Source organism: Microbacterium endophyticum (assembly GCF_011047135.1).
GTDB lineage: Bacteria > Actinomycetota > Actinomycetes > Actinomycetales > Microbacteriaceae > Microbacterium > Microbacterium endophyticum.
Genome location: NZ_CP049255.1, coordinates 1,819,199 through 1,841,442, shown reverse-complemented (window position 1 = coordinate 1,841,442; position 22,244 = coordinate 1,819,199). Strand labels below are relative to the sequence as shown.

At 63.2% G+C, this 22,244-nt stretch carries 15 protein-coding genes; 10 read left to right on the top strand and 5 right to left on the bottom strand.

Annotated features, from left to right (window positions below):
- Positions 1–5: 5 nt before the first annotated feature.
- Positions 6–455 (top strand): MarR family winged helix-turn-helix transcriptional regulator, encoded by a 450-nt coding sequence (locus G6N83_RS08555; protein ID WP_241246147.1) that lies wholly within the window; start codon positions 6–8, stop codon positions 453–455.
- Between the two features lie 5 nt (positions 456–460).
- Positions 461–1,789 (top strand): MFS transporter, encoded by a 1,329-nt coding sequence (locus G6N83_RS08550; protein WP_165141190.1) that lies wholly within the window; start codon positions 461–463, stop codon positions 1,787–1,789.
- Here G6N83_RS08550 and G6N83_RS08545 read toward each other — a convergent pair whose 3' ends face one another.
- Positions 1,790–2,458 carry a TetR/AcrR family transcriptional regulator gene (locus G6N83_RS08545; RefSeq protein WP_165141188.1) on the bottom strand — a complete coding sequence of 223 codons (669 nt, stop codon included), beginning with the start codon at positions 2,456–2,458 and terminating at the stop codon, positions 1,790–1,792. It abuts the gene before it with no gap.
- Positions 2,459–2,650: 192 nt separating this feature from the next.
- Between G6N83_RS08545 and G6N83_RS08540 the strand changes: the two genes are divergently transcribed.
- The 8 genes from G6N83_RS08540 to G6N83_RS08505 all read left to right on the top strand — a co-directional run bounded on the left by G6N83_RS08540 (position 2,651) and on the right by G6N83_RS08505 (position 15,733).
- On the top strand, positions 2,651–4,180 hold the full coding sequence (locus G6N83_RS08540; protein ID WP_165141186.1) for an ABC transporter substrate-binding protein: 1,530 nt from the start codon (positions 2,651–2,653) through the stop codon (positions 4,178–4,180).
- Between the two features lie 66 nt (positions 4,181–4,246).
- Complete coding sequence (locus G6N83_RS08535) at positions 4,247–5,188, top strand: ABC transporter permease (protein ID WP_165141184.1); 942 nt, start codon at positions 4,247–4,249, stop codon at positions 5,186–5,188.
- A complete protein-coding gene (locus G6N83_RS08530; RefSeq protein WP_165141182.1) occupies positions 5,185–7,053 on the top strand; it encodes a dipeptide/oligopeptide/nickel ABC transporter permease/ATP-binding protein in 1,869 nt (622 codons plus the stop codon). The genes G6N83_RS08535 and G6N83_RS08530 overlap by 4 nt, the downstream gene beginning before the upstream one ends.
- Positions 7,050–7,895, top strand: coding sequence for an ATP-binding cassette domain-containing protein (locus G6N83_RS08525; RefSeq protein WP_165141180.1), 846 nt, complete (start codon positions 7,050–7,052; stop codon positions 7,893–7,895). Before G6N83_RS08530 ends, G6N83_RS08525 begins: the two co-directional genes overlap by 4 nt.
- Complete coding sequence (locus G6N83_RS08520; protein ID WP_165141178.1) at positions 7,892–10,312, top strand: beta-glucosidase H; 2,421 nt, start codon at positions 7,892–7,894, stop codon at positions 10,310–10,312. Before G6N83_RS08525 ends, G6N83_RS08520 begins: the two co-directional genes overlap by 4 nt.
- Positions 10,309–11,436: a serine hydrolase domain-containing protein gene (locus G6N83_RS08515; protein WP_165141176.1), complete on the top strand. Its 1,128-nt coding sequence runs from the start codon at positions 10,309–10,311 to the stop codon at positions 11,434–11,436. The genes G6N83_RS08520 and G6N83_RS08515 overlap by 4 nt, the downstream gene beginning before the upstream one ends.
- Before the next feature lie 14 nt (positions 11,437–11,450).
- The gene (locus tag G6N83_RS08510) at positions 11,451–12,959 is read left to right on the top strand and encodes a glycoside hydrolase family 43 protein (RefSeq protein WP_165141174.1); all 1,509 of its coding nucleotides are present in this window, start codon (positions 11,451–11,453) and stop codon (positions 12,957–12,959) included.
- On the top strand, positions 12,956–15,733 hold the full coding sequence (locus G6N83_RS08505) for an alpha-L-rhamnosidase (RefSeq protein WP_165141172.1): 2,778 nt from the start codon (positions 12,956–12,958) through the stop codon (positions 15,731–15,733). Before G6N83_RS08510 ends, G6N83_RS08505 begins: the two co-directional genes overlap by 4 nt.
- Before the next feature lie 131 nt (positions 15,734–15,864).
- On the opposite strand, the gene G6N83_RS08500 is transcribed toward G6N83_RS08505, so the two are convergent.
- From G6N83_RS08500 to adhE, 4 genes are all read right to left on the bottom strand, one after another.
- Positions 15,865–17,322 carry a DUF1593 domain-containing protein gene (locus G6N83_RS08500; RefSeq protein WP_241246146.1) on the bottom strand — a complete coding sequence of 486 codons (1,458 nt, stop codon included), beginning with the start codon at positions 17,320–17,322 and terminating at the stop codon, positions 15,865–15,867.
- On the bottom strand, positions 17,319–18,368 hold the full coding sequence (locus G6N83_RS08495) for a nucleoside hydrolase (RefSeq protein ID WP_165141170.1): 1,050 nt from the start codon (positions 18,366–18,368) through the stop codon (positions 17,319–17,321). Before G6N83_RS08495 ends, G6N83_RS08500 begins: the two co-directional genes overlap by 4 nt.
- A gap of 98 nt (positions 18,369–18,466) precedes the next feature.
- Positions 18,467–19,408, bottom strand: coding sequence for an aldo/keto reductase (locus G6N83_RS08490; protein ID WP_241246145.1), 942 nt, complete (start codon positions 19,406–19,408; stop codon positions 18,467–18,469).
- Between the two features lie 95 nt (positions 19,409–19,503).
- Positions 19,504–22,203: a bifunctional acetaldehyde-CoA/alcohol dehydrogenase gene (gene adhE, locus G6N83_RS08485; RefSeq protein WP_165141166.1), complete on the bottom strand. Its 2,700-nt coding sequence runs from the start codon at positions 22,201–22,203 to the stop codon at positions 19,504–19,506.
- Positions 22,204–22,244: the final 41 nt, after the last annotated feature.

Genomic DNA, 22,244 nt, shown 5'->3' with positions numbered 1-22,244 from the left:
TATTCATGCCGGATAGCTCTTTTTCTTCCTCGAAGACCGACCTCGCAACCGAGGCCTCGGAACTGCGAATGGCGACATTTCGGCTTGCCCGACGCTTGCGAGCTCAGCGCGCGGTCGACACCCTGAGCGACGGCCAGTACACGGTGCTCGCAGCCCTGAAGCATTTCGGAGCGCACACGCTCGGCGAGCTCGCCGAACGGGAACGCGTCACACCACCCTCGATGAATCGCACCGTCAATTGCCTCGCCGATGCGGGTTATATCTCTCGAACTGCCGACGACGCCGATCGACGAAAGACGAACATCGATCTGACACCCACGGGTCGCTCTCTCGTTGAGGAAACCACCCGACGCCGAGACGCCTGGCTTGAGGACGCCCTCTCGAACCTCACAGCGGAAGAACTCGAGGTCGTCTCTCGGGCAGCCAGCATTCTGCGCGAGGTGGCAAGCCGATGAGGGGAATGTTCCGCTCGCTCAGCATCTACAACTATCGGCTCTGGTTTATCGGCGCTCTTGTCTCCAATATCGGCGGTTGGATGCAGTCGACTGCTCAAGACTGGGTAGTGCTCACCGAGCTGACCAACAACAACGCCGCAGCTATGGGCGTCACCATGGCGCTTCAATTCGGTCCGCCCCTTCTGCTTGTAAGCATCACGGGTTGGGCGGCTGATCGCTTTGATCGCAGGCATCTCCTGTTCGCCACGCAGTCAGCATTGCTGCTGCTGGCGATCGGTGCCGGCGTCCTGCTGCTCACGCATGTCATGACGCTGCCGATCATGTTCGGATTCGCGCTCGCGTTCGGGATCGTGACAGCGTTCGACGCTCCTGCGCGTCAAGCGTTCGTTTCGGATGTCGTCGCGAAAGAAAACGCATCGAACGCTGTCGCCTTGAACTCGGCCTCATTCAATACCGCGCGCCTGATCGGACCCGCCGTCGGCGGCATCCTGATCGTCGCGATCGGAACCGGCTGGGTGTTCATTGTCAACGCAGTGACCTTCTTTGCGATGCTCTTAGCCCTCCGGCTGATGCACTCACGGGAGCTCGTGCCGCGCGCTCGCGCAACGGGTCCTCGAAAGCTCGCCGATGGATTCCGGTACGTGGCGCGACGCCCTGACCTCGTCGTGACATTCATCATGGTTTTCCTGCTCGGGGCCTTTGGTATGAATTTTCCGATCTTCGCCTCGACGATGGCGCTGGAATTCGGCCAGGGCGCAGATGGCTATGGCGTCTTGAGTTCGATCCTCGCCATCGGCTCGCTCGCCGGGGCTCTGCTGTCGGCGCGGCGAGAAAAAGCCCGAATGCGGGTAGTGATGTGGGCTGCCGGCGGCTTCGGCATCGCGTCTCTCATTTCGTCGTTCATGCCGACCTATCTTTCGTATGCCATCGTGCTCGTCTTCGTGGGTTTTTGCACTGTGACAATGCTGACAACGGCAAACGGTTACGTCCAAACAACGACAGATCCGGCTCTTCGCGGACGCGTGCTCGCGCTATATATGGCGGTCATCATGGGTGCGACACCGATCGGTGCGCCTATCGCCGGATGGATTGCTGAGCAGTTCGGTCCTCGCGTCGCGGTTCTTGTCGGCGCGGTGGCTGGCCTCATCGCGTTCGCCGTAGGGGCCGGGTGGCTGGCGCTGTCGGGGCGGGTGCATCGCCATGAGCAAATGAGATTTCGCCTGCGCCTCGATGAGACGAGGCCATTGCACGTCGTCACACCCGGTCCGGAGGAGTTCAGCGACGCCGTCGCCAGCACGACGCCGATTCGCATCCCGGGAACGTCACCGCGCTAATTACGCGCCAGCGGCGTGAGCGTCGAGAGCAATCTCAAGCGATTCCATGTCGAACCCCGAAACGAATCCGCGAAAAAACTCTTTGAGCGCTTCGGCCATGTCGACGATATTTCGGTCGAGCAGCCACTGGACCTGCAGGCCGTCCATCATCGCGAGCGTTGCGACCGCGGCCCGTGCGGGGTCGACCCCGGCACCAAGCCTGCCCTCTTTCTGAAGCCGCTCGAAAGCCAGCATCACCTGGCCGCGCGTGTACTCGTAGCGGTTGATGAAGTACTCGTGTGCTGGATGCCGAGGCGACGTTGCCTCGGCCGAAAGCACGCAGTACAGCTCCACCACCCCTGGCACCGATGCGTTGTACGCGGCAAGCGCGACCAACCCGCGAAGACCAATGACGCCATCGGGCGCATCGAAATTGACTAGCTCGAGCGAACGCTCATCGCGCCGGTCGAGAACAGCGAGGAGGAGTGCGCTTTTACTCTTGAAGTGATGGAGAAGCCCGGCTTCGCTCATGCCTACACGCTGCGCAACCTCGCGCAGCGATCCAGCGCGATACCCTGATTCGGCGAACACTTCCAGCGCGGCGTCCAAAATCGCCTCGCGTTTGGCCTCTGTCTTCGCATACTCACCGCGTAACTTGCGCGCGGGCGCTGCATCTGTGGTGTCCGTCATCGCATCACCGTATCTCGCCCGTGGAACCACTACCAGCGCCACGCGAACGACCCTTCCGCATCCTTTTTATAACGAAAACCAAAGAACCGCTAGTTTTTTGCCATGAAAACCTAGTGCTCACTCGTATTTGATGTTAGCGTCTCGATTCGAGAGGCGATCCATTGGGGTATCGCCCAGACGAAGGGACCAAGGATGTTCCGTTGGAAGGCCACAGCAGCCGTCCTCGCAATAGCCGCTCTCACGCTCTCCGGATGCGCATCGAGTGGTTCCGACTCCAGCAATGGAGACGGCGCAAAAGGCGAGACTCTTACGCTCGGTGCAATCACCGAGCCCCTCACCCTCGACCCGGCGGGTGCGGAATGGGGAAACCGATCCCCCTACTACCAGGCGATGTACGACACGCTCCTGCGTGCAACACCCGAAGGCACGATCGATCCGTGGCTCGCTACGGAATGGTCATACAACGACGACAACACCGAGTTGACGCTGACGATCCGCGATGACGTCACGTTCAGCGACGGCTCAGCCCTCGATGCGGACGTCGTCGTAGAGAACCTCCAGCGCTTCAAAGACGGCACCTCACCCGACGCTTCGTACTTCACGTATGTCGATTCGTTCGCAGCCCCCGACGCGACAACCGTCGTCATCACGCTCACCGAGGCTGATCCGGCCCTGTTGAGCTACCTCACCCGTGACGCAGGCTTGATCGCGTCTAGCGACGCCATCGCAGCGGGCGATCTCGCGACGAACCCTGTCGGTTCGGGCCCGTACATCTATGACGCTTCGTCGTCGGTGTCTGGCACGAGCTACGTCTACACCGCGAACCCCGACTACTGGAACCCCGACGTACAGCACTACAACAAGCTTGTCATCAACGTGCTGGCAGATGCGACAGCTTCGCTCAACGCCATCAAGGCAGGCGAGGCGAACGTCGTCAAGGTCAGCAGTAACGACAACCTGGCCGAGATCGAGGCCGCAGGCTGGACGATCAACTCAAACGAACTCGACTTCGCAGGCCTGTTGCTGCTCGATCGTTCCGGAGAGATGAACGAGGCGCTCGGCGACGTCCGCGTACGTCAGGCGATCAACTACGCCTTCGACCGTGAAGGCCTGTTGGAGGGCCTCGAAGGCGGCAACGGAACCGTCACAGAGCAGGTCTTCCCGGCCTCCTCCGCGGCGTACAACGAAGACCTCGACACGTACTACGACTACGACCCCGACAAGGCGCGCGAGCTGCTTGCCGAGGCGGGATACGCCGACGGTTTCACTCTCTCGATGCCGAGCTCCACAATTCTGGGCTCGACCGTTTACACGCTCGTCGAGCAGCAGCTCGCCGACATCGGGATCACTGTGGAGTACACGGAGCCAGGCTCGAACTTCATTTCCGATCTGATCGCGCCGAAGTACCCTGCGTCGTACATGACGCTGGAGCAGAACCCGGACTGGCAGCTCATTCAGTTCATGGTCTCGCCCAGTGCGATCTTCAACCCGTTCCACAGCGAGAGCGATGAGCTCAACACGCTCATCGCGCAGTTCCAGGCTGGCGACGAGGCGGCTCAGGATGATGCCGCGTCACAAATCAACGAGTATCTCGTCGAGAACGCCTGGTTTGCACCGTGGTACCGCGTGCAGGGCAACGTCCCGTCCGACGCGAACACGACAGTCGAGATGCTTCCGACGAACGCCTACCCGGCGATCTACGACATCTACCCGACCGAGTGATGTCTTCCTGGCCCGGCTTCGCTCCACGCGTCGCCGGGCCAGGACCCATCTGACAGGGAATTGCCAATGCTCAGCTTCATCTTCCGCCGCCTCGTCGCGGGCATCTTCTTGGTGTTCGCTGTCTCCGTCGTCGCCTTCTTCCTGCTGTACGCCGGTGGTGGCGATATCGCACGGCGCATCCTCGGGCAAAATGCCACCGAGGAGACCGTGGCGCTCAAAGCGCAACAGCTCGGACTCGATCAGCCGTTGATTACACAGTTCTGGAACTGGATCTCGCACGCCGTCACCGGTGATTTCGGGGTCTCATGGTTCTCGAGCCAGCCCGTCACAACGAGCCTCTCGAGCCGCCTGGCAGTGACTCTGACCCTGGTCATCGGAACGACCATCGTCGCCGCTATCGTGTCCGTCATCCTCGGCGTCCTTGCCGCCCGACGCGGTGGCTGGATAGACGCGGTGGTGCAGTTCGTCGCGGTCATCGGCTTCGCAATTCCCGGATTCCTCATCGCCCTCTACCTCGTGCTGTGGTTCGCCGTCGGACTCGGGTGGTTCAAGGCCACCGGCTTCATCCCGATCACGACATCGTTCACCGGATGGCTCTCCTCAATCACACTTCCCATCGCGGCACTATCGCTCAGCGCTATTGCAGCCGTCGCGCAGCAAATCCGCGGATCGGTCAGTGATGCCCTCTCGCGGGACTACGTACGCACCCTTCGCGCCCGCGGTCTCGGCATGAACCGGGTGGTTTACCGCCATGTGCTCCGAAACGCCGGCGGACCCGCGCTCGCCGTGCTTGCTGTGCAGTTCGTCGGCCTCCTCGGCGGTGCCGTTGTCATCGAGCAGGTATTCGCACTGCCGGGCATCGGACAGCTCACGGTCTCCGCGACAAGCTCCGGCGACATCCCCGTCGTCATGGGCGTCGTCGTCGCTACCGCGATCATCGTCGTCATCGTCAATCTCCTCATCGACCTCGCGCAGGCCGCTCTCAACCCGAAGGTGAGACTGTCATGACCGCCATCGAAACTCCCCAAACTGTTCCCACGAGCGGCTCAGGGCAGACCAAGCTTGTCAAGCGGCTGCTCCGGAGACCCCTTACGCTCGCGTCGCTCATCGTGCTGGGGATCGTCGCGCTCATCGCGATCGTCGGGCCCTGGATCGCGCCGTACGATCCCAACCTCGCATCGCTGCAGCTGATTCTTCAACCGCCGAGCGCGGAGCACGTGCTGGGCACCGACAGCGCCGGTCGAGATGTTCTCTCCCGACTGCTCGCGGCAACTCAAGTCAGCGTGGGCGCCGCCCTTTTGGCGCTGGTCACCTCACTCGTCATCGGAGTCGTGTCCGGTCTGATCGCCGGCTATTTCCATGGCTGGTTCGACAGCGTGTCCTCGTGGACGACGTCGCTCCTGATGGCTCTCCCTGGAATCGTCGTGCTGCTGGCGGTTCAGGCCGTCGTCGGCCCGTCGGTGTGGATTGCGATGCTCGTGTTCGGTGTTTTGATCTCGCCCGCCTACTTCCGGCTCGTCTACGCCTCCGTCAACGCGGTTCGCGAAGAGCTCTATGTCGATGCAGCTCGCGTCGCCGGCCTCAGCGACATGCGCATCATCGGTCGTCACGTGCTGTCGGTCGTGCGAGCGCCGATCATCATCCAATCCGCGATTGTGGCTGGCATCACCATCGCCATCCAGGCGGGTCTTGAGTTCTTGGGACTCGGCGATCTCTCGGTTCCCACGTGGGGGCAGATGCTCAACGACGCCTTCAAGAACATCTACAAAGAGCCGACACTCATGCTGTGGCCGTCCTTGGCCATCGCCGTCACCTCAATCGCTCTGACGTTGCTTGCAAACGGCATGCGCGATGAGCTCGAGCGCACCATCCCGGTGCGACGCCGTCGTCGTCGTGCCGTGACGGGAGCGACGACCTCGATCGCGGCCGTCACGACATCCATCTCGACCTCCGGTGGCGACGCACCCATCGAAGACTCCGGGCCGATTCCGGTCGTGGGCGAAACCATCGTGCACCCGGATAACGAGTTTGCGGGCATCGAGACGCTCCTCAGCATCAAAGACCTACGAGTGAGCTACGACCAATCCGATCGCTCTGTCGTCGAGGTTGTCCACGGAGTTTCTCTCGACATCCACCGCGGAGAAGTGCACGGGCTCGTTGGCGAGTCCGGTTCGGGAAAGACGCAGACCGCATTCTCGGTTCTCGGTCTGCTGCCACGCGGCGGGCATGTCGCTGGCGGCACGATCGACTACCAGGGCGTGTCGCTGACGTCTGCCGGTGAAAAGGAGTACGCCGGCATCCGAGGCACTCGAATCGGTTACATTCCGCAAGAACCGATGTCGAATCTCGATCAGGCGTTCACGATCGGCCAGCATCTCGTCGAGCCGCTGCGCGTGCGGTTAGGAATGTCCAAGAAGGATGCCACGGAGCTTGCGCTATCGCTGCTGGATCGCGTCGGCATCCCGAATCCGAAACGCACATTCGACGCGTACCCGTTCGAGGTCTCGGGCGGTATGGCACAGCGTGTGCTCATCGCCGGAGCTGTCTCGACCGACCCCGACCTGATCATCGCCGACGAACCCACGACGGCGCTCGATGTGACAGTGCAAGCCGAGGTGCTGGACTTGCTGCGCGATCTGCAGCAAGAAAAGGGCATGGCCATGTTGCTGGTCACCCACAACTTCGGTGTGGTCGCCGACCTCTGTGACCGAGTCACCGTGATGCAGCAGGGGCTGTTCGTCGAATCGGGCCCGGTGCGCACGATTCTGCGGACGCCCAGCCATCCGTACACCCAGTCGTTGTTGGGCGCGATCCTCGACGAAGGACCCGCGCGTCCGGCCTACAGCGCACCTCAGGAAGGGGCCCAGTCATGACTTCACCATTGCTGGACGTCAAAGATCTTGTCGTCGAGTATCCCGGAAAAGGCTTTCGCGGCACACCATTCCGCGCCCTGAAGGGCGTATCACTCGACATTCGCCCCGGCGAGACCGTCGGCCTCGTCGGAGAGTCCGGGTCAGGCAAGACGACGCTCGGAAGAGCACTGCTGGGGCTGGCTCCCGTCACCGCAGGAACGGTCAACTACGCCGGCCGCGACATCGGCCACCTCCGCCGAAACGAACGCCGTGCGCTTTCGAGCGAGATCCAGGTGGTCTTCCAAGATCCCTACTCTTCGCTCAACCCCTCGATGACGATCGAGCAGATTCTTTCGGAACCTCTCACGGTTCGAAATGAGAGCAAGCAGCAGGCCCGAGCGAAGGTACGAGACCTGCTCGACCGCGTGGGCCTCCCCGACGGAGCACGCAGTCGCCTCGCGCGCGAATTTTCCGGTGGGCAGCGGCAACGCATAGCGATCGCTCGCGCTCTCGCACTGGATCCGAAGCTGATCGTCTGCGACGAGCCGGTATCGGCGCTCGACCTGTCGACACAAGCGCGCGTTCTCGATCTCTTCATCGAGATTCAAGAACGCACTGGCGTCGCTTACCTCTTCATCACGCACGATCTCGCCGTCGTGCGTCACATCAGTCACCGAGTGTCGGTGATGTTCCGCGGCGAAATCGTCGAGACCGGAGATGGAGAGCAGGTCACGTCGCACCCGACACATCCGTACACCCAACGACTATTCATGGCAGCTCCCTTGCCAGATCCCGACAAGCAAGAGGCGCGCCGCATCGCTCGCGCCGAACTACGCGCCAACGAAGCAGGAGAAGCAGCATGACCGAATCGACCGACCACCTCCGGCCGCTTCTCGAAAAGCTGAGTCTCGAGACGAAGGCGGCGCTGGTTCAAGGTGCCGACTTCTGGACGACGGTGCCGGTTCCGGAAATCGGGCTGCGCGCAATGACTCTGTCGGACGGCCCCGCTGGCGTCCGAGGACCCCGCTGGGACGAGCGTGAACCGTCACTGAATATGCCTTCCGGTTCCGCGCTCGCGGCGGCATGGAGCACAGATCTCGCGTATCGCTACGGCGCCGCAGCGGCCTCGGAGGCGCGGCGCAAAGATGTTGACGTCGTACTCGGCCCGACGATCAACCTGCACCGTTCCCCTCTGGGTGGGCGCCACTTCGAGTGCTTCAGCGAAGACCCCGAGTTGAGCGCCGAGCTCGCCGCTGCGTACGTGCGCGGACTGCAAGATAACGGTGTCGCAGCGACACCGAAGCACTACGTCGCCAACGACAGCGAGACCGACCGGTTCACGGTTGATGTCGATGTTGACGAGCGTTCGCTCCGCGAGCTCTACCTCGCACCATTCGAGCGAGCTGTCGACGCTGGTGCGTGGGCGATCATGAGCTCTTACAACTCGGTCGACGGTGTCACCATGACCGAGAATGATCTGCTCGAGACACCGCTGAACAGCGAGTGGGGCTTCGATGGCGTCGTGATCAGCGACTGGACAGCGGTGCGCTCGCTGGCCTCCGTCGCCGCATCACAGGACCTCGCAATGCCAGGCCCCGCACCCGCATGGGCTGACCTCGTCGAGGCCGTTCGCGATGGTCGAGTGAATGAGGCCGACCTCGACCGTAAGGTGCTGCGGATGCTTTTGCTCGCCGAGCGCGTCGGTGCACTCGGCGACACACCCGCTGTCGTGCCGTCTGCGCTCGATGGGCTCGCCTTTGTGCGAGAGGCAGCGATTGAAGGCACAGTGCTCCTGTCGAACGACGGCGTACTTCCGTTGAGCGCCGCAGAGCTCTCGTCGGTTGCGATCATCGGCCACAATGCGCGCGATGCCCGCACCCAGGGCGGCGGCAGCGCAACCGTCATCCCCGAGCAGATCGTGACGCCTCTTGACGGCATCCGTGCCGCACTTCCGAACGCCGAGATCACGTATGAGATCGGTGCTGTCGTGCAGGAAGGTGTTGCAGAGATACCGCTCGAGCAGCTCACCAACCCCGTTACCGGAGAACCGGGCTTGCGCATCGCATTCCAGGATGCCGCGGGAAGCGAACTGTTCAGCGAAGATCGCCGCTCATCCGCCCTCGTGTGGTTCGGCGGCGATGCTCCGATCTCAGCGACAAGCACCCTCGTCGCTGAAGCCGATGTGACGACGGTCGAGTCGGGCGAGCTCCTGCTGGGGTTTGCCGGTGCGAATCCCGCTCGTCTCTATGTTGACGGCGAGCTGGTTCTCGACGACGCTCCGGTAGTCGAAGGAACCGACCTTGGGGCCGCGTTCCTAAATCCCCCCTCGATCACGGTTCCGGTCGCTTTCGAGGCGGGCCGCGCTCGTCGGGTGCGCCTGGAAATGCGATTGGATGCCGAAGGCCCCCTCGCGGGTGCGGTATCGGTCACTCTCGGTGTGGCCCCCGAAGACACCGATGCAGACGCCCTCATCGCGCGTGCCGCAGCAGCCGCCAGCGCGGCAGACGTCGCCATCGTCGTCGTCGGCACGAACTCAAAGGTCGAGTCAGAAGGATTCGACCGAGAGAACCTCGATCTGCCGGGACGCCAAGATGATCTGGTGCGCGCCGTGGTCGCGGCAAACCCCCGAACAATCGTGGTTGTCAACGCCGGTTCACCCGTCGTGCTGCCGTGGGCAAACGACGTGGCAGCCATCGTTCAGGGCTACTTCGGTGGCCAAGAGTTCGGCAACGCATTGGCCGACGTGCTCACAGGAGCCGCCGAGCCCGGTGGCCGAATTCCTACGACGTGGCCTGCAACTCTCGAGGATGTGCCGGTTACCGAAGTGTCTCCCACCGATGGAATGCTTCACTACACCGAAGGCATCCACATCGGCTATCGCGCGTGGGCGAAGGCTTCCGCAACGCCGGCCTTCCCGTTCGGCCACGGACTCGGCTACACGACCTGGTCGTGGGGCGCGGCACACCGCGTCGAGGGTACAGCGGTCGACACGCTCGAAGTGGTGCTGGCGAACACCGGCACACGGGCGGGAAAGCAGGTCGTTCAGGTCTACGCACAGCGCAAAGACTCCGCGATCGATCGACCCGAATTGTGGTTGGTCGGCTTCGCCGTCGTACACGCCGAACCCGGTCAGACAGTCACCGCGACAGTCGAGTTGCCCTCGCGCCGCTTTGCGCACTGGGCAGATGGCTGGCAGCTTGAATCTGGCGCCTTCACTCTGTGCGCCGGAGCATCGGCCGCGGATCTTCCGCTTTCACTGGAATGGACGCCATCTGCATGAATACCCTCGCTGGAGCGCTCGAAGGATATGCCGACGATCGTCTCGGTGAAGTCGTCGAGCGCCTCAGCGCGTATTTGGCGGGTGACCCCGACCTCTCCTTTCAGGCCGCGGCATTCCACAGCGGTGAGCGCGTGCTCGACGTCTGGGGCGGCCCTCACCTGGGCGGCGACTCGATCACGGTCCCGTACTCGGTCACGAAGAACACGATCGGGCTCTCGATCGGGCTTCTCCTCGAGCGCGGCGACATCGAACTCGACGAGTACGTGAGCACGTACTGGCCTGAGTTCGCGGCAAAGGACAAGGCGCGCATCACAGTGCGGCAACTTCTCTCCCATCAGGCGGGGCTTCCCCAGGCAACGCCATCGCTCACGTGGGCGGAGTTACTCGATGATCACGCCGCGGCAGCGAGGCTCGCAGATTCACGACCGCTCTGGCACCCGGGCTCAGCGTTCGGCTACCACGCAGTGACGATCGGAAATTTAGCAGCCGAGCTCGTTTTTCGCGTGACCGGCCGCACCCTGCGCGATTTCTACGAACAAGAAATCCGTGCTCCCCACGACATCGACTTCTACCTCGGACTTCCTCCCGAGCACGATGTGCGGCGCGTACCCCTGCTGCCGATGATCCGACCCGTGTCCGACACCTCCGTCAGCACACCCACGCAGCTCGGCGTCCTCGCCTGGTCGACTCCGGGCCCGGCCGTCGACCTCGCGAACGATGAGGTGAGCTGGCGGTTCGGCCACCCGGCTGGATCCGGAACCGGGACAGCGCGCGGTCTCGCCGGCTTGCTGGCATCCGCTGTCACCGGTCGCGACGGACGTGCCCCGTTCCTCTCGGCCGACACCGTTTCAGTGCTGTCGCAACAACAGGTTCACGGCACCGACGAAGTGCTCGGCCTCGCTGATCGCGCTCACTCGATCGTCTTCCAAAAGCCGACAGCAGTCCACAACTTCGGTGGCCCGCGCGCGTTCGGTCACGACGGCGCGATGGGCGCACTCGCCTGCGTCGACCCCGATACCGGCATCGCGTTCGCGTGGACTATCGTCCGCGGCGCCTGGCCCGGCGGCGCGGATCCGCGCGCACTCGCGCTCGCGCGGGATCTCGGCACCCTCCTTGCCCGTTGAACGGAAAGTCATCAATGCACAACCTTCCGAACCCGGTACTGAACGGCTTCCACCCCGACCCGAGCATCGTCAAAGTCGGCGGCTGGTACTACCTCGCTACGTCGACATTCGAGTACCTTCCCGGCATCCCGATTCATCGGTCCCGCGATTTCGTGACGTGGGAACTTATCGGCCATGTCGCAACTCGCCCCGGTCAACTCGGCGTCGAGTCAGTGCCCACCGGCGGTGGCGCGTGGGCACCAACGATCCGTTATCACCACGATCAATTTCACCTCGTCATCACCGACGCGATGGGTCGTGGCATGCTGCATTTCACCGCCGACGAAGCAGCCGGTCCGTGGAGTGACGGTGACCTCCTGCTGACCGCAGACGGCTCGCAAAGCCTGTTCGGAATCGACCCGGATATCGCTTGGGATGCCGATGGCACCTGCTACGTCACCTTTTCTGGCCTCCTGCTCTCGGGCGACCTCAACCCGAATGCGCCGACGCATCTCGGCATTCAGCAGGTCGTGGTCGACCTTGAATCCCACCGGGCAACCGAGGAGCCGCGCTCGCTCTGGTCGGGCACGGGGCTCATGTTCCCCGAAGCACCGCACCTCTATGACATCGATGGCAGCTGGTATCTGATGCTCGCCGAAGGTGGCACCGAGCGCGGGCACGCGATCAGTATCGCGCGCGGAGATTCACCGTCCGGCCCATTCGAAGGCGCCCCGGCAAACCCACTGGCCTCGGCGCGCTCCACGCCGCGACCGATCCAGAACACGGGACACGGCGACCTCGTCGAGGGTGTTGACGGCGGCTGGCTGTGCGTGCTCTTGGGCGTCCGTCCGCGCAGCGGCACGCGAGCGTTCTCAGCTCTCGGCCGCGAGAGCTTCGTCACACCCGTCACCTGGTCTGATGGATGGCCGGCCCTCGCACCTGTCGAGTTGAATCCACGCCCGGGCACGAGCATCGACATCTCTTTCGACGGCCCTCTCGATGCGGAGTGGATCTCGGTTCGCCGTTTTCCCACCGATGTCGCCAGGGTGCAGAACGGCCGCCTCGTACTGACCGCCGATGGCTCGACTCTCGCGGATGCGAAGCCGGCGTTCGTCGGACGGCGTCAGGAACACCTCACCAACGAGGTCACTGTCCACCTCGATGTCTCCGCCGGAGTCGGCGGGCTCGCCGTCCGGTACGACGAACAGTTCCGTCTCGAGATCGAGGCCGGCACCGGTGAAGTCGTCGCGCGCGCGTTCATCGGCGGCCTGCACCAGCAGTGGCAGTATCCGTTCGCTGGCACGAAGCTCGAGCTGCACCTCGCTTCGAAGAAGCCACCCCGTGGCGCAGGAATCGTGTCTACGAGCGACGTGTTTCACATCGCCGCCACCATCGACGGCGAGCGTCGTGAAATCGCTCAGGTCGACGGGCGTTTCCTGTCGTCCGAGGTCACCGAATCCTTCACTGGACGAGTCATCGGTGTCTACGCGGTCGAGGGCCAAATCGCGGTGGAACGCTGGATCTCCGAGGGGAACGACGAATGAACTCTCACGCGCGCATCACGAAGCTTCGCACTGAACTCCGCGAGGGTCCTGTCGCGACGGCAACGCCACGGCTGAGTTGGCAGGTCGAGGCCGCCGCGGACGGCTGGATTCAAGCGTCGGCTGATCTGACGGACGGCCGGGAAAGGATCACCTTGGAAGGCCGCGACAGTGTGCTTGTCGCATGGCCTTTCGCCGCGCTTTCTCCCGGGGAAAAGCGAGAAATACGCGTTCGTGCGCGGTCAACAGCTAACGCTGAAACTGACTGGAGCGCTCCGTTACTTGTCGAGCCTGGCTTCATGTCCGAGGGCGAATGGATCGCTCAACCAATCGGTCTCGTCTCTCCTGACCGCCCGGCGCAACCCTTTGTTGCGCGCACTCGATTTACCCTCGATCGCCCGATATCCCACGCGACACTGTTCTGGACAGCACTGGGCGTGGCTGAACCGGAAGTCAACGGGGAAGCAGTTTCAGAAGACGTGCTGTCACCGGGCTGGACCTCGTATCGAGACCGACTCGTGCACGAAAGCGTTGACGTCACTGCTCTCGTCAACGCAGGTGACAATGAGCTCAGCGCGACGGTTGCAGGTGCCTGGTACACCGAGAAGTACGGCTTTTACGAGTTCGCCGACCACCTTTATGGCACACAACCCTCTTTCCTCGCGCAACTTCGGGTGACCTACGAAGACGGCGAAACGTCCACTGTCGCCGCAACCGGCGACGGGTGGGAAGCGGCCGGAGACGGCACGGTCGTTGATAGCGGCATCTATGCAGGCGAGCATCAAGACCTACGACGCACCGCATCCGCGTGGGCCCCCGCTCGCCTCGGCGCTGCAGCCCATCCTGGCTATGAAAATGTGCCGGTGCCCGAGCCGCGAATTGCGCCGCCGGTCCGCCGCATCGAGACGCTGCCGGTTGCTCAGACTCTGGCAAGCCCCTCCGGCGGCACGATCCTCGACTTCGGTCAAAACCTGGTGGGCCGCTTGCGTGTGAAGATCCGCGGCGAAGCGGGACAGCGGATCGTGATGCGCCACGCCGAAGTTCTCGAGAACGGCGAGCTCAGCATCCGGCCCCTGCGAAATGCGAAAGCCACGGCCACGTTCGAACTGTCGGGCGAAGAAGACGTCCTGGAGTCACGGTTCTCGTTCTACGGGTTTCGCTACGCCGAGATCACGGGAGCCGAGATCAGTGCGTCGGATGTCGAAGCGGTGGTGCTTCACACCGACCTGACGCGGACCGGGTGGTTCACGGCATCCGATTCGATGCTTGAACGCCTCCACGAAAATGTGGTGTGGGGCATGCGGGGCAACTTCTTGTCGATCCCGACCGACTGCCCGCAGCGCGACGAGCGTCTCGGGTGGACCGGCGACATTCAGGTGTTCTCACCGACGGCCGCTTTTCTCTACGACTGCGATGCTTTCCTCGTGTCGTGGCTGCGCGACCTCACCCACGAGCAAAATCGAACCGAAGATGGGTCGGTGCCGTTGGTGATTCCCGCCGCACTCCCTTCGTTTGGGGGTGGCGGGCCCACCGCGGTGTGGGGGGATGCCGCGACGGTGGTTCCGACCGTGCTCTACGAACGATTCGGCGATGTAGGCGCGATCGAAGCCCAATACGCGAGCATGAAAACGTGGGTGGATTCCGTCCTCGCACGCGTCGACGACCGCGGGCTGTGGGCTGGCAGGATGCAGCTTGGCGACTGGCTCGACCCCTCTGCCCCACCCGACAAGCCGGGCCAGGCCAAGGTCGATGGCGACATCGTCGCAACCGCTTACCTTGCGCGCTCGCTTGGGCAGGTCGCTCATGCGGCGGCGCTTCTCGGCAACTCGGCGGATGCGACGACCTACGCAGCTCTCGCAGAGCGTACTCGGCTTGCTTTCGTCGCGGAATATGTGACTCCGGCCGGGCGAATGATGAGTGATGCTCCGACCGCCTACGCGCTGGCTCTTGAGTTCGACCTCGTGACCGATCCGGTCGTCCGGCAGGCGCTGGCGGATCGGCTGGCAGCTCTTGTGCGCGAGGGCGGGTATCGCATCGCAACCGGCTTCGTCGGAACTCCGATCATGACCGACGCCCTGACGCACAACGGCCATGTCGCCGCTGCCGAACGTCTCCTGCTGCAGACCGAATGCCCCTCGTGGCTGTACCCGATTACCATGGGCGCCACGACGGTGTGGGAGCGATGGGATTCTCTCCTGGCCGACGGATCGGTCAACCCCGGCGAGATGACGTCGTTCAATCACTATGCCCTCGGTGCCGTCGCGGACTGGCTGCACCGCACTGTGGCAGGCTTGGCGCCCGCCACACCCGGCTATCGCACGATGCGGGTCGCTCCGCGGCCGCTGATGGCACTCGAAAACGCGTCAGCGCGCCATGTCACACCGTACGGTGAGGCATCCGTGGCGTGGCGGCGCGAGGGTGCACAGATCATCGTCACGGCGACAGTCCCCGCCAATGCAACAGCGATCGTCGACCTTCCCGGCGAAGCAGAGTTCGCGGTGGGGTCGGGTCACCACGAGTGGCGGTTTGCCGCGGCATCCGAAGTCCCACGCCAGCAGTTGCCGGGGCTGAATGCATCGCTCGGCGCCGTCATCGACGACCCACGCGCGTATCGGGCACTCCTCGACACCGTGGCGACGTTCGATGCCGACCGTGCCGAAGCTGTGCGGGCCGACACTGTCTGGGCGAACGGTCGGGTCGTTGCCTCGGCGCTGATGTTCAGCCCACCGCCACTGCTCGAAGCCGTCGACGCCGCCATCCGCTCCGCCACCGCCTGAGCCCGCGCAGCATTCCGCCCCCGCCACAGCCACAGCCACAGCCGCGCGAAGGGTCGCAACACGCCGCATTGATATCGCGCGGCACACGCCATAGCGGCGTGTTGCGACCCTTCGCGAGCGGGTTCGGGCGGCTAGGAGCGCACCGTCAGGATCACGCGCTGATACGACTTGAGCGGATGCGGGGCGTCATCTTCGGCCTCGGCGATGATGTGGATGGTGTCACCGGGCCTTGCCGTTGCGGGAATGACGACGGATGCTATTTCGCCCGCGGCGGATACGACAGGGTCGCCGGTGACCGTGCTCGCTGCCGCGTCGTGCCACCAGCGCACGGTGACAGCATCACCGTCGGGGTCACTCGCCTGCGCCCGGAGCTCTACGCGCTCCCCGAGTGAGACGTCGATATCGCATCGGTCGACGTGCAGCTTGGGATGGTGATTCACTTCTTCGAAGCTGCCACTGACCGACCACTGCAGTCGCGCCGCGAAGTCGGTTTGGGCGTCGGCGAACCAGCGCATGACAGATCTCTCGTCGCCGCGGCCTCCGAAGGCGCTGTCGGCGATCGCCCAGGTATCGGCGCCGTCGTCGGTGCGTGCGGCGTATCCGCCCCAGCCGCCATAGCTCGGGTGCTCGTGGCCCCGAAGCCCGGGGACGATGAGATTCAGCATGTTCGTGCTGTCGCCCTCCGAGATCCACTCCCCCGCCTTCTGCGGGTCGATCCACACCTGATATCCCTGCGCGCGCAATTCATCGGCCGTAAGCCCAGAGAGGTGGAAATAGTCGGTGGTGTCTCCCGGCACCATCTGCCGCCCATCGCCCCACACACGGTAGCGAGCGCCGAGCGGCCCGACGCTGGTGACGTTTGCTCGCAGCCAATCCGCTGAGATCAGCGATGCATCCGCCTCGGGGAGAACTCTCCGGATCATGTACCCCCACCCCATCGTGGCGACCTCGACCACCCGAATGTCCGGCCAATGCGGCGCGATGTAATCGTCGTACGTGGCATCCTGCGAGGCGAACTTCGTGATGATGGCTTTCGCCGACACGGCCGCGTGCACCGCGGACCACTCGGCGGTATCAGCGAAACGCTCTTCGATCGACATCAACGCTCGCGCGACAGTGCTCGGTCCGGCCCACATCTGCAGGTGCACGGGGTCTGTTCGCTCATCGAGAAGGACAGCCGCGATCAGCTGCGATCCGGGCGTCTCGCGACTCGTATCGCCCTCGAAATCCACATTTCCCTCGCGCACGACCGCGCGAAGCGCGGCAGGAGTCGGATACCTCGGGTCGTGCACAGCAAGATTTTCGTAGACCGCGGTGTAGGCGTCGACCGCATCGTCGATAAAGCGCTCACCCGGCGCCCAGCGCCAGGACGTCTGCGGCTCAGCGTATTCGCGATCGGGCAAAAAGAACCGTGTGCCCTGACCATCGCCACGCCAGTGAAATTGACTGCTCGCGTAGACGAGACCAGCAACCTCGACTTCGTTGGTATAGAGCAAAAACCGAATCATCGAGTTGAGATCGTCAAGCTCTGGGTCGGCAGTGATGATGGTGCGAGGTCGCACGGATGCCTCAGCTGTCGAGTCGTTCACGCGGCGCTGCCTGCCTGCCAGCGACCGAATTCCGACAGCTTGAGGTAGAAGTCCTCGAACATCAGCCGAGTGTCTACCCAGGTGTAGATACGCATCGAACGCGCACCCGGCACCTCGACGTAGCCACCGTCGTCGTCGAGCGCAGGCGTTGATCGCTCGACGTGTTGACTCGATGCCGAGTCGGGCTCGAATAGCGACTGCAATGCCGTAAGCAGCACCAGCGGCGAATCACCGAGCGCGTAGGTTTCCGACGCCCCTGACATATGGGCGCCGACCATCGCGAAGACACGCGCGACTTCGTCGTACAGGTAACGTCCGAGGGGTCCGGTGGCGGCAACGCGCAGCCGAAGTTCCGCATCCGAGACGAGACACTGGCGGTACACATCACGCGGCACCTGCCAGATCTTCACCGAAGAGTCGCCGAAGATCACCTGTCCCGCGACAACGTCGATCAGCAGGTTGTATTCGATGGGCATCGCCCCCGGCGGCGGCGCGGCAAGTTCTTCGTGTTCGCCGCCGCCGATCCAGACGAGCGTCAGTCGATCCGCGATACGCGGCTCGATCAGGTATGCCGAAGCGATGTCGGTCAGGCCTCCGCCCGCGACGTAGAAGAGTGGAGACGCCACGTCATCGCGGAGCGCTTCGGCGATGATGGCGTCGACAGCAGGCGAACGCTGCGGCGTTTTCCGGTCGACAAGCGCCTCGTTCGCGCCGGTGTAGATGACGTCAGCGGAGTCGATCCCCATGCGAGCGAAGACATCCTTCACCACGGTCGCGGCGTTGTCGGCTGTGTGCGAGCTCGGGTCGAATCCATCACCGGGTCGAAGGTGGGATGCCACTACGGCACGGATATCGACGCTCGGCGAAAGGACGTGGTGAACGAGCTGAAAGAGGTCGTCGGGGTCACCCGAGAAGTCATTGTCGATAATCACGCGGGCGCGGGGACCCGCGGCGGGCTGGATGGCCTGCCACGGTGTTTCACCGAGAACCCACGTCGGAATCGACGGGTCGATCTGTGGGCTATCGGTGTCGGGGATGGTGGTCATCTATGACCTCTTCTCAAGATCGCACGAAAGTACCCTCACGCTAGCACTGGTACACCGGTTGACCAATTAGCGGATCCCACCTCGCCGGAGCTGACGACCTACGCACTCGCCTGAATCGCTTCGATCCGGCCCCAGATCTCGTCGGGCACATCGGTCGCAAGCAGTGCGGTGAGCTCTCGGAGCCGGTGCTCGGTTTTGATTCCAACGACGGTCGAATCAACCAGCGGCGAGCGCAGCGAGAATTCCAGGGCGACAGCGGCAAGCGGTACGTCGTACGCGGCACATACCTCTTCCATCCGCACGACCCGCGAGAGAAGTTCGGCCGAGGGCTCACGGTAGGCGTAGGTGGATGCCGAGGCCGACCCTTTCGCCAAGATTCCGCTGCCGAACGGGGCAGCATTGAAAACGGTCATTCCGCGCGCTCGCGCGTCTTCGAAAAGCGGCGCCGCGCTCCGGTCAACGAGAGTGAAGCAGTTGTGACTGAGCACCGCGTCGAAAACCCCGGTACCGATGTACTCACGCATTTCGTCGATCGGGTAGGTGGCGATGCCGATGGCATCGACGACACCGGCATCCCGAAGCTCGATGAGGCCCTCGACGGCGCCTCCGGGAGCCATCGCTTCCGAGACCGTGACGGCGTATGGGTCGTGAAAATGCAAAAGCGGGAGGCGGTCAACGCCCAAGCGCGCGCAGCTTTCCTCGAATGAGCGCAGCACGCGATCCCGATCGAAGGCACGCGTGTCGGGGTCTTCATCGACCTTCGTCACGACATGCGGCTCAGCGTCGGCCTTGACCTGTTGGAGCGCAAGTCCGAGTATGGCCTCGGAACGACCCCCGGAGTAGTTGTTCGACGTATCGACGTAAGTGTGTGGAGACTCGAACAACGCGACCGCTGCCGCGACAGCGGTCTTCTCTTCGGGGCTACCCGGTTGCGTATTGCGCCCGAGCCCTGACGTACCGATGGTCACTGGACTGGGGGAAATCTTCACAGTGCTGCCTCCGTTGACAGTCGTGGGGACACGGATAGCCGGACGGCTCACGTCCCCACAATTTAGCCCACCTCCTCGAACGCCCTCGCACACAACGATGCCCGGCAGATCCCCCTTCGGATCCGCCGGGCATCGAACCTGAGACGCTAGGCGCCCTTCGTGGCGAGCTTTTCAGCGACCACCTCGACGGGGGCTTCTCCAGCGGCTGCGACCTCGACACGGTGCGCCCGCACCTCATCGAACGACGTGCCGTAGTAGGAGGCTTCCATGAGCGTCTTCATATCAGCGAGCATCGGCATCCGCGGGTTTGCCGGTGCACACTGGTCTTCGTAGGCTGCCATCGCCAGGGCATCCAGCTGACCGATGAATTCGGTCTCGGAGACACCCTGCGCCTGGAACGAGCTTTCGATACCGATCGCGTCGCGAAGGGCTTCGACGGCACGGGCGTAAGACTCCACGCCCTCTTCAGGAGTGGATGCCTTCAACCCGAGGTGTCGTGCGATCTCTTGGAACCGCTCGGGCGCGATATAGCGCTCGTATTTGGGCCAGCTCGTGAGCTTGGTGGGGATGCGACCGTTGTAGCGGATCACGTGGGGCAGATACACGGCGTTGGTGCGTCCGTGGATCAGGTGGAACCTGGATCCGGTGACGTGCGCCATCGCGTGAACGATTCCCAGGAAGGCGTTTCCGAATGCCATACCTGCAATGGATGCCGCGTTGTGCATCTTTTCACGAGCGAGCATGTCGGCAGGATCCGTGCTTCCGGACTTCGCTTTGGCGCTGCGCTCGATGTGCTCGAAGATGAGCTTGATCGCGTGGAGAGCCAATCCGTCGGTGTAATCGTTGGCGTACACCGACACGTACGCCTCAGTGGCGTGCGTCAAAGCATCAAAACCAGCGTCGGCGACGACGTTCGCGGGCAAGGCCGACGTGAGCGCCGGGTCGATGATCGCAACCGATGGGGTCAGCGCGTAGTCGGCCAGCGGGTACTTCTTGCCCGTTTCGTCGTCGGTGATCACCGCGAACGGTGTCATCTCAGAACCGGTGCCCGACGTGGTGGGAATGCAGACGAGCTGTGCCATCTTGCCGAGGTCGGGGAACTTGAAAGCGCGCTTACGCACATCGAAGAACTTCTCGCGCATGTCCGAGAACTGCACCTCGGGGTTTTCGTAGAGCAGCCACATGACTTTGGCGGCATCCATCGGTGACCCACCACCGAGAGCGATGATCGTGTCAGGCTTGAACTCCCGCATTTCTGCGGCACCCGCAACGACGCTCGACAGCTTCGGCTCGGGCAGCACCCGGTCGATGATCTGCAGGTGCACGCGGTTGGGTCGGCGGTTCAGAACGTCGATCACCTTGTCGACGAAGCCGAGCTTCGTCATCGTGGCGTCGGTGACGATCGTGACGCGATCGACGCCCTTCATGTCGATCAGGTAGCGAATCGCATTCAGCTCGAAATAGGTCTTGGCCGGCACCTTGAACCACTGCAGGTTGTTGTTGCGGCGTCCGATTCGCTTGACGTTTACGAGGTTGACTGCGGAGATGTTGTTCGACACCGAGTTGTGACCATAGGAACCACAACCGAGAGTCAACGACGGCATGAACGCGTTGTAGATGTCGCCGATTCCGCCGAGCGCCGATGGTGCGTTTTCGATGATGCGCACCGCCTTAACTCGCTTTGCGAACTCGGCGATGACGGCCTGATCGTTGCTGTGGATAGCGCCCGAGTGGCCGAGGCCATCGAAGTTGACCATCTGCTCCGAAAGCGTGATGCCCGCCTCGGCGTTCTTGGCACGCAGGATCGCGAGCACGGGGGCAAGCTTTTCGCGAGTCAGTGGCTCGCGGGGTCCGACCTCGGCGACGTCGACCATGAGAAGCGACGTGTCTTCTGGAACCGTGAAGCCCGCCTGCTGCGCGATCCACACCGGGGTCTGACCGACGACGGCCGCATTGAGCTTGGCGTCGCCGCAGTTCTTTGCGTTGGCTTTCACTCCGAAGATGAACTCTTCGAGCTGGCGCTTCTCTTCGGCATTCACGACGTAGGCGTGCAACCGAACGAATTCTGCCATCGCCTCTTCGGCGATCGGTTCGTCGAGGATGACGGCCTGCTCAGAGGCGCACACCATGCCGTTGTCGAACGACTTCGACAGCACGACGTCGTTGACCGCGCGACCGACCTTGGCGGTGCGTTCGATGAAGGCGGGCACGTTGCCGGCGCCGACGCCGAGAGCTGGCTTGCCACAGGAGTATGCAGCGCGAACCATCGCGTTGCCGCCCGTTGCGAGAATGAGCGCGACACCGGGGTTGTTCATGAGCTCGTTGGATGCTGCGAGAGAAGGTTCTTCGATCCACTGCACACAGTTGACCGGAGCACCCGCAGCAACCGCGGCGTCACGAACGATCTTCGCGGCGGCAGCCGAGCACTTCTGTGCCGCCGGGTGGAACCCGAAGACGATGGGGTTCCGTGTCTTCAGCGCGATGAGTGCCTTGAAGATCGTGGTCGAGGTGGGGTTCGTCACCGGGGTGAGCGCGCACACGACGCCGACTGGATCGGCGATCTCGGTGATACCGGTGATCTCGTCTGTCGAGATCACACCGACGGTGCGCTGCTTGATGATCGAGTGCGTGACGTGTTCGCACGCGAAGATGTTCTTCACTGCTTTGTCTTCGAAAAGACCTCTGCCCGTCTCGGCTACCGCAAGCTCCGCGAGCTCGCCGTGGTGGCTGAGAGCTGCGACCGATGCTTTCCGCACGATGAAGTCGATCTGCTCTTGAGTGAAGGACGCGTATTCATCAAGCGCAATCTGTGCGCGTGCGACGAGTGCATCGATGCTGCCGGACATGAGAGCCTCCTACCCGGTGCGGACTGGGTGTCCGCTCCTGT

Excerpts from the sequence above, each read along its gene's own strand:
- G6N83_RS08555 (WP_241246147.1), top strand. The coding sequence starts at position 6 with ATGCCGGATAGCTCTTTTTCTTCCTCGAAGACCGACCTCGCAACCGAG.
- G6N83_RS08550 (WP_165141190.1), top strand. The coding sequence starts at position 461 with ATGTTCCGCTCGCTCAGCATCTACAACTATCGGCTCTGGTTTATCGGC.
- G6N83_RS08545 (WP_165141188.1), bottom strand. The coding sequence starts at position 2,458 with ATGACGGACACCACAGATGCAGCGCCCGCGCGCAAGTTACGCGGTGAG.
- G6N83_RS08540 (WP_165141186.1), top strand. The coding sequence starts at position 2,651 with ATGTTCCGTTGGAAGGCCACAGCAGCCGTCCTCGCAATAGCCGCTCTC.
- G6N83_RS08535 (WP_165141184.1), top strand. The coding sequence starts at position 4,247 with ATGCTCAGCTTCATCTTCCGCCGCCTCGTCGCGGGCATCTTCTTGGTG.
- G6N83_RS08530 (WP_165141182.1), top strand. The coding sequence starts at position 5,185 with ATGACCGCCATCGAAACTCCCCAAACTGTTCCCACGAGCGGCTCAGGG.
- G6N83_RS08525 (WP_165141180.1), top strand. The coding sequence starts at position 7,050 with ATGACTTCACCATTGCTGGACGTCAAAGATCTTGTCGTCGAGTATCCC.
- G6N83_RS08520 (WP_165141178.1), top strand. The coding sequence starts at position 7,892 with ATGACCGAATCGACCGACCACCTCCGGCCGCTTCTCGAAAAGCTGAGT.
- G6N83_RS08515 (WP_165141176.1), top strand. The coding sequence starts at position 10,309 with ATGAATACCCTCGCTGGAGCGCTCGAAGGATATGCCGACGATCGTCTC.
- G6N83_RS08510 (WP_165141174.1), top strand. The coding sequence starts at position 11,451 with ATGCACAACCTTCCGAACCCGGTACTGAACGGCTTCCACCCCGACCCG.
- G6N83_RS08505 (WP_165141172.1), top strand. The coding sequence starts at position 12,956 with ATGAACTCTCACGCGCGCATCACGAAGCTTCGCACTGAACTCCGCGAG.
- G6N83_RS08495 (WP_165141170.1), bottom strand. The coding sequence starts at position 18,368 with ATGACCACCATCCCCGACACCGATAGCCCACAGATCGACCCGTCGATT.
- adhE (WP_165141166.1), bottom strand. The coding sequence starts at position 22,203 with ATGTCCGGCAGCATCGATGCACTCGTCGCACGCGCACAGATTGCGCTT.